General features: G+C 46.5%; 8 protein-coding genes. 4 read left to right on the forward strand and 4 right to left on the reverse strand.

Annotated features, from left to right (window positions below; genetic code table 11):
* A partial coding sequence (locus SB719_RS18775) for a DUF6530 family protein (RefSeq protein ID WP_412159561.1) occupies positions 1 to 245 on the reverse strand: 245 nt, incomplete at its 3' end.
* 294 nt (positions 246 to 539) lie between these two features.
* Complete coding sequence (locus SB719_RS18780; RefSeq protein WP_412159562.1) at positions 540 to 2,087, reverse strand: hypothetical protein; 1,548 nt, start codon at positions 2,085 to 2,087, stop codon at positions 540 to 542.
* 668 nt (positions 2,088 to 2,755) lie between these two features.
* Between SB719_RS18780 and SB719_RS18785 the strand changes: the two genes are divergently transcribed.
* The 4 genes from SB719_RS18785 to SB719_RS18800 all read left to right on the forward strand — a co-directional run bounded on the left by SB719_RS18785 (position 2,756) and on the right by SB719_RS18800 (position 4,766).
* Entirely contained in the window at positions 2,756 to 2,995 is a 240-nt protein-coding gene (locus tag SB719_RS18785; protein ID WP_412159563.1) for a hypothetical protein, read from the forward strand.
* A 103-nt stretch (positions 2,996 to 3,098) separates the two neighbouring features.
* Complete coding sequence (locus tag SB719_RS18790; protein WP_412159564.1) at positions 3,099 to 3,278, forward strand: Rop family plasmid primer RNA-binding protein; 180 nt, start codon at positions 3,099 to 3,101, stop codon at positions 3,276 to 3,278.
* 10 nt (positions 3,279 to 3,288) lie between these two features.
* Positions 3,289 to 3,690 (forward strand): helix-turn-helix domain-containing protein, encoded by a 402-nt coding sequence (locus tag SB719_RS18795; RefSeq protein WP_412159565.1) that lies wholly within the window; start codon positions 3,289 to 3,291, stop codon positions 3,688 to 3,690.
* Between the two features lie 836 nt (positions 3,691 to 4,526).
* Positions 4,527 to 4,766, forward strand: coding sequence for a DUF2442 domain-containing protein (locus SB719_RS18800; RefSeq protein WP_081142849.1), 240 nt, complete (start codon positions 4,527 to 4,529; stop codon positions 4,764 to 4,766).
* Between the two features lie 533 nt (positions 4,767 to 5,299).
* Here the strand turns inward: SB719_RS18800 and SB719_RS18805 are convergent.
* Complete coding sequence (locus tag SB719_RS18805; RefSeq protein WP_412159566.1) at positions 5,300 to 5,542, reverse strand: hypothetical protein; 243 nt, start codon at positions 5,540 to 5,542, stop codon at positions 5,300 to 5,302.
* 157 nt (positions 5,543 to 5,699) lie between these two features.
* Positions 5,700 to 5,963: DUF6530 family protein (locus SB719_RS18810; RefSeq protein WP_412159567.1), on the reverse strand; the 264-nt coding region annotated here is incomplete at its 5' end.

The raw sequence follows: 5,963 nt of genomic DNA on the forward strand, positions 1-5,963 counted from the left end.
ATGCAGATCAGAGTGGCAAGGTCTATTACTCGGTGGAGCGGGAGTTCCTCAGACTGCCGGGACCATTTCTCGCCTGTATTCCTCCAAACCTTTGCTGAGAGTTCAGTCCACCCTGCGGTGTTCCATTGAGCAATACCAACAGATAGTCCCATGGCATCAGTTTCGTCAGCGTATGGTCCATCAATGCGATCGTAATTTTCTACTTGAATAATTGGCTTATGTTTCAAATGTGCTGGAATTTTCATTGGCTATGTCTCGCTTAGTGGCTACTGATCAATAAATTAACTTATTTAATTAATTAGTAAACTCACTAAATGTAACAATTAAAGTATTTATATTAAGATCAATGAGTTGAGTAGATGTTCGGGCGGGTTTATGGGTGTTCAAGAAGATTTGAGATGGCGGGGCTGTCAACTCGCGGCTGTTAGCAATTAGAAGAGCGGCATCAGCAGTGTGAACTTCTTCCGTTTATTGTTAGTACTTAGCCGGGTCAGCAGCTTTTTCTAAACCGGCTATAGCATCATTTTAAATTCAAATTATTAGTTGTCGTCAGTTTCTTTCTTCTCTTCTGTCTGTTTTTTGTTATCTTGCTTATTTCCATTAATTGACTCGCTTACCTCTTTCAAAAAATTAACTCGCATTTTCTCCAGCAGTTTAACTTCTTCTCTAATAAATTTTTTATCCAATGAGTCTAATGGGGACTTATGTAGCTCCTTTAAAACCTCGAGCATATATTCCCTTTCATGACTTGTTTTTGTTTCTTTTAACTCTTTTTTAAAACTTACAAGTGACAAGGCTAGTGTCTTCTTATAAGCGTAATCTTCGATTATATGTTTTTGTTTTATATATTGGCTTGCGCTAAACCAAACGCCAATTAGTGCTATCGGAGCTATGGCAAGTCTTGCTATTATTATTGCTGCTCCACCTCTTTCTATATGGGTTTGAATGGCATAAATACATATCCCGATTGCCACTGAAAGAGAAATGGCACCTGCGATAGGCCATAATTTTAGACCAGCTTTTGCTTCTGTATATTGGCCTTCGAAATTTTGTCCTAGCACAACACTTCCACTTGTTGTTAATATATCGTTTGCTTTTTGCAGGACTTCTTTTGATTGCTCTTTTAGGCCATTAAGTATATCTGCTGCTTTGCTTGCTGTTGAACTTGCGCTCTCTACTTTGGCTATTGCTTCCTGAGTGGATGAAAGCTGTTTGTGTATGGTGTCTCTGTCTTTTGTTGTCTCGTCAACCAGTGTTTCAGCAAGCAATCGATACTGCTCAATCTTATCGCGACTTTCGTTAGATTCATCTAGCAGGCTTTGGTTTTTCAAAGCTTGGGATTTTATTTTCTCTATGTTTTCATCTGCTTTTGTACAGTAATCTTCCATTTCTTCAGTTAAATGGTTCGATGAGCTGTGCAGGTGTTCCATTTCTTTTTTTATGGATGCAGATGCTCTTACATTCCTTTTTATTTCTTCAATTAGACTGGTTGATTTTGTTAATGATGTTAATACTTCCTTGTTTAGCTTTCTTAGTTCTTTCAAGCTAATTTCTTTAGCTGATTTTGGATTGTAAGAAAGAAATCTAAATAGAGGTTTTAGTTGATCTAGTTTTTCATTTAGATTTGATATACTTAAATCGTACACCTGCCTTGCTGGTATTAAGTTTGGAGTTAATGGATGCCGTGGTATGCTATATATGCTTATTGTTTGCACTATGTTGATGGCTTTTTTTATCTGCTCTAATTCGCTATCTGTTTTTTCTTCTTTAAGTATTTGCTCTATCCAAGGAGTTGCACTCTCTATTGACTCTCTTAAACAAGATAGAATTGAATCTAAAACAGAGTTGAATTCAATTAAGTCTTCTTTTTGAAAGTATAACTCAAGGCTTTTTATTGTATCATTGGAAGAGGATATCGTTGATGTAATTATTTTAAGATGGTTGAATACCTCTGAAATAGAGGGGCTTCCTATTTCATCAACATCTATTTTACTAAGATCAAATCCCAGCTCTATAAGCTTTTCACTTAATTCTTCTATTAACTCAAGGGATTTTTTTGATTTTATTGAAATTTCTTCAGGTTTCATTTGGTATGATGGTATTTGGTTTTTATTGCATAACACATACCATAAATGTATTCTTCGATGAAAGAAAAAACCACCCGGCAAGGTGGTTTTTCCAAGGTTCACTAAACCGGCAAGTTTGTGAACCGTGGTAACTGGCTTAAACGGAGCGCAGTCACCTAATCTGTCCTTTCAGTGTAGCTGTAGTTGGGCTCACACTTCAAGAACTCTGTGTATAGTCCGCTATACAAACTCCGCTCCGTAAAACAGTTACCAGTGGCTACCGCCAGTGGCGATTTGTCGTGTCTATCAGGGTTGGAATCAAGAGAACAGTTACCTGAACAGGCGTGGTAGTCGGACTAAACGGGGAGTTCGTGCATATAGTCCAGCTTGGAGCGAACCACCTAAGCAGCACTCAGTGTCAGGCGTGGTATGAGAAAACGCGGCCATAACAGCGGAAAGACACGGGCTAAGCTGTAAGGTGGGAACAGGAGAGCGCACGAGGGAGCCACCGGAGGGAAACGTCCGGTATCTTTAAGTCCTGTCGGGTTTCGCCCCTTCTGACTTGAGCACCGGGAATCGGCAGATTTCTGTGATGTTCGTCAGGAGGGCGGAGCCTATGGAAAACCGGGGTGCCGGGGACTAGGCTCGGGGGGTAAGGGGGGCGCTGTTGACGTCGAACTGGAGGCTTTATGGCTGGTCGTTTGCATGTTGTATCTAAGACTGAAAAGCAGTTTCTTGATGATGCTGTTTTTGCAGCGGAACGGGCAAAAGGCAAAAAACTGTCCGGCCCGGAAAAAAAAGAGGTGCTGCGGGTTGCCCGTGAGCAGCTTCTTGGTCAGCGTGAAGCTGAAGCCGCTAAACAGGCACGGGTTCACGAACGTCAGGCTGCTGAATTCACTTGGAGCAAGCCTAAGCCTTTTCGTCGTTAGCCGGTAACGCTCGCCGCAGTGTTCGTCTGGCGTAGCCAGGGGAACCGAGGAAGCGGCATTTCACCTGTTTTTCGCATATGGCACGTACGCACCGGAGCATCTCATGACGAAACAGCACAAAACTGCGCTGAACATGGCAAAATTCATTCAGGACCAGAGTCTACTCCTGTTGGAAAAGCTCAATGAGCTGGATTTAGACAGTGAAGCGGATATGTGCGAAAAGCTTTATGAGGATGCTGAACGTCTTCATGCTGTGCTTCAGGACAGGTTAAATAAGGAATAACGGTAACCGGATGGCAAAAGTATCTATCAGTGAGGCTGCTAGGCTTACAGGTAAAAGCAGAACAACGCTGCACAGGTTAATAAAGACAGGTGAACTGTCTACTTGTGCAGGTGTGCGCAATTCAAAAATGATAGATATATCAGAGCTTATTCGTGTTTTCGGCGATATCTCTGCCCCGGTTACTGAACAGTACAGTGAACAGGCTTCTGAACAGCGTGTTACAGTGCCTGATACGGCTAATGAACAGATAATTAATAGTTTGAAACAGGAGGTTGAACATCTCAGGACGCTTGTTTCTGCACAGGATTCCCATATCAACAGCCTAAAACAATCACTGCAGCTGCTTGAGCATAAAAAAGATATGCAGCAGCTTCAGCCGTCACCAGTGAAATGGTGGCAGTTCTGGAAATAGCCGGCTGACAGCACCTGATTTTCCGGTAATTCTGGCCCCGATGGCGCGGTTGTTTTTGCGCTTCCTGCGACTCAGCTGGTATCTGTGCATCGGGGTGACGAATTGTTGAGTTCTTGCGAGGTTTCCCCAGGTCGCTGACCTGTTCGCGGCTTACGCCGGGCTGACTTGCGTCAGACTCCCTCCACACACCAGTCTCCTGGTGTCGCCATCGATACCGAGCCGTTCTTTTTCCTTTTTTAATGAAACCTGCCTGCAGTCGTGTCGGCAGCGTCGTGGTTAAAAGCCCGTTCAGGGCGCATGAAAACACTTAATACGTGTACGTCAGATTGTGGAAATTGCCGTCAGGCGTTGTGCCGCAGGGGCTGCAGCGTGATTTTTTCACGCGTCACTTTGTTTTCGTTTCACTCGAACCAAAGTGACGCCGTTCAGTCCGGAGGCGCGTTTGCCTCTGCAAACAGGTGCTTTCCGGAAGGCGTAATGGTGATCGCGGGATAGAACGAGTTTTTCGCGACAGACCCGCTACAGGTTTATCGGCTTTATGGTTGCCGGCGCGTAAATGCCGGCAGCGGATGGCAGGACGGTCGGTGCCGGTCACTGCGTTGTGAAATGTACCCTCATCGTCGCGTCGTAGGTGCGCTGTTTGTGACGATATCTGCTTCCAGGGGCGGGCAGATGTACCACGCTTTGCGTTCTCCCTTTCAGGCTGCGGGAGTGTTCTGTACAGCCACCCGAAGGCGATCCTCTCAGGCCGTGGGATCATTGGTGGTCGTCATGGACGACAGGACTACCCGGGCATACTATCAACGTAAATTCGTGACGGTCAACCGGAGGTCGTGATGAGCGTATCCATCAAGTCGGCAAAATTTGATCCCTACAACATGTGGCTGCAGCTGAGCGACGGGCGCACCCTAGGCGTCCCGCTGTCTTACTTTCCCGCGCTGGCCGGCGCCACCGCAGAGCAGCTTGCAACGTTTGAGCTGAGTCCGCGCGGCATTCACTGGGACGGGCTGAACGAAGATCTGAGTCTTGAGGGCTTTCTGGTTACGCAGAAACTGCAGCCGGTCAGAAAATCTTAACGGACGGGACGGACAGGAAATGTTTTGTCATTACCGCCGCTTCGCGCCAATGACAAAACAGCGGGACAAGATGTGTCTTTGGAGTACCGCCGGCACACCAAATCCTCCTAGTCAGGCTACGCCCGACACCCTTATAAATTTCGACGTGTCGAAATTTTCTCTATCCCTTTTGCGATCGCAGGATAGAACAGTGTCAGCAAGTGGACTGCCGCGCCTGGCGGCTTGGCCAACGTCTCACGGGCGCACAGTAAACTGCGCGCCCGTGAGACGTTATCGGAAATGATCGTTTCCTGTGAAAACACGGCTTTAGTGCCAGCATCCGCCCGGAACCGGCCGCCATTCACTCCCGTGCATAGTCATGCAAGTGCGCAGAAATCATCAGGGGCGTCTTTCAGGGATATGGGCAGGGAAAGGTGCCGGAAACGGCCATCAGGCCGCAGGATCGCGCCGAGGGCCCCTGCGGAGGTGCGGGCAAGCACTGTTATGTTAAATATGAGTGGCTGGCAGGTTCAGATAGAGCTGCCAGCAGGCGATTATTTGAGAATGGCCGTGAGAAGGCTGCTGAATACGGAACCCGTCACGAAAGCGTGCTCTGTTGTGACTTCCTCTTTCCGCATGTCTGCCAGCCTGGTAAGCGCACTTTCAGCATCGGCGGCGCGAACCTCTTCAAACTGTTTTTCCCAGCCCTCGCCAGTCAGTTGTGCAGATTTTTCCGCGTCCGATATTTCCAGGGCGGCGATGTGCTTACCCTTCTTAAAAAAACAGAACTCCGGCATGGTGTGCTCCGCTAACAGGGGTGAAAGTCATGGATAACATATCTGAACCGGCCTGATTTCGTACAGCAGAGTCTTCTGCTCGCAGTTCGGGGTTGGGATGTTATGGTAAATCCATGTAGTTAGAATAGATGAGAATCCGCCTATTTAGGCGGGTTCTTTAGTAGCCAAGACGCTTCAATTCCGTTGAAAGGCGTTTCAAGCTTTCATCAAGATATTCCTGGTTTTCTTTTAACTCTTTTTTCATGAGCCCAATATGATGAGTAAGTTCATGATTGTCTGCAGATCGACTAACCGGAAAGTCATCACTGGATGATAGCCGCCCGTTTTTGCTGTAATCCATTGTAATGCAGATCAGAGTGGCAAGGTCTATTACTCGGTGGAGCGGGAGTTCCTCAGACTGCCGGGACCATTTCTCGCCTGT

The sequence above is a fragment of the Pantoea sp. SIMBA_079 genome (genome assembly GCF_046940275.1).
In the GTDB taxonomy this organism is placed as follows: Bacteria; Pseudomonadota; Gammaproteobacteria; order Enterobacterales; family Enterobacteriaceae; genus Pantoea; species Pantoea borealis.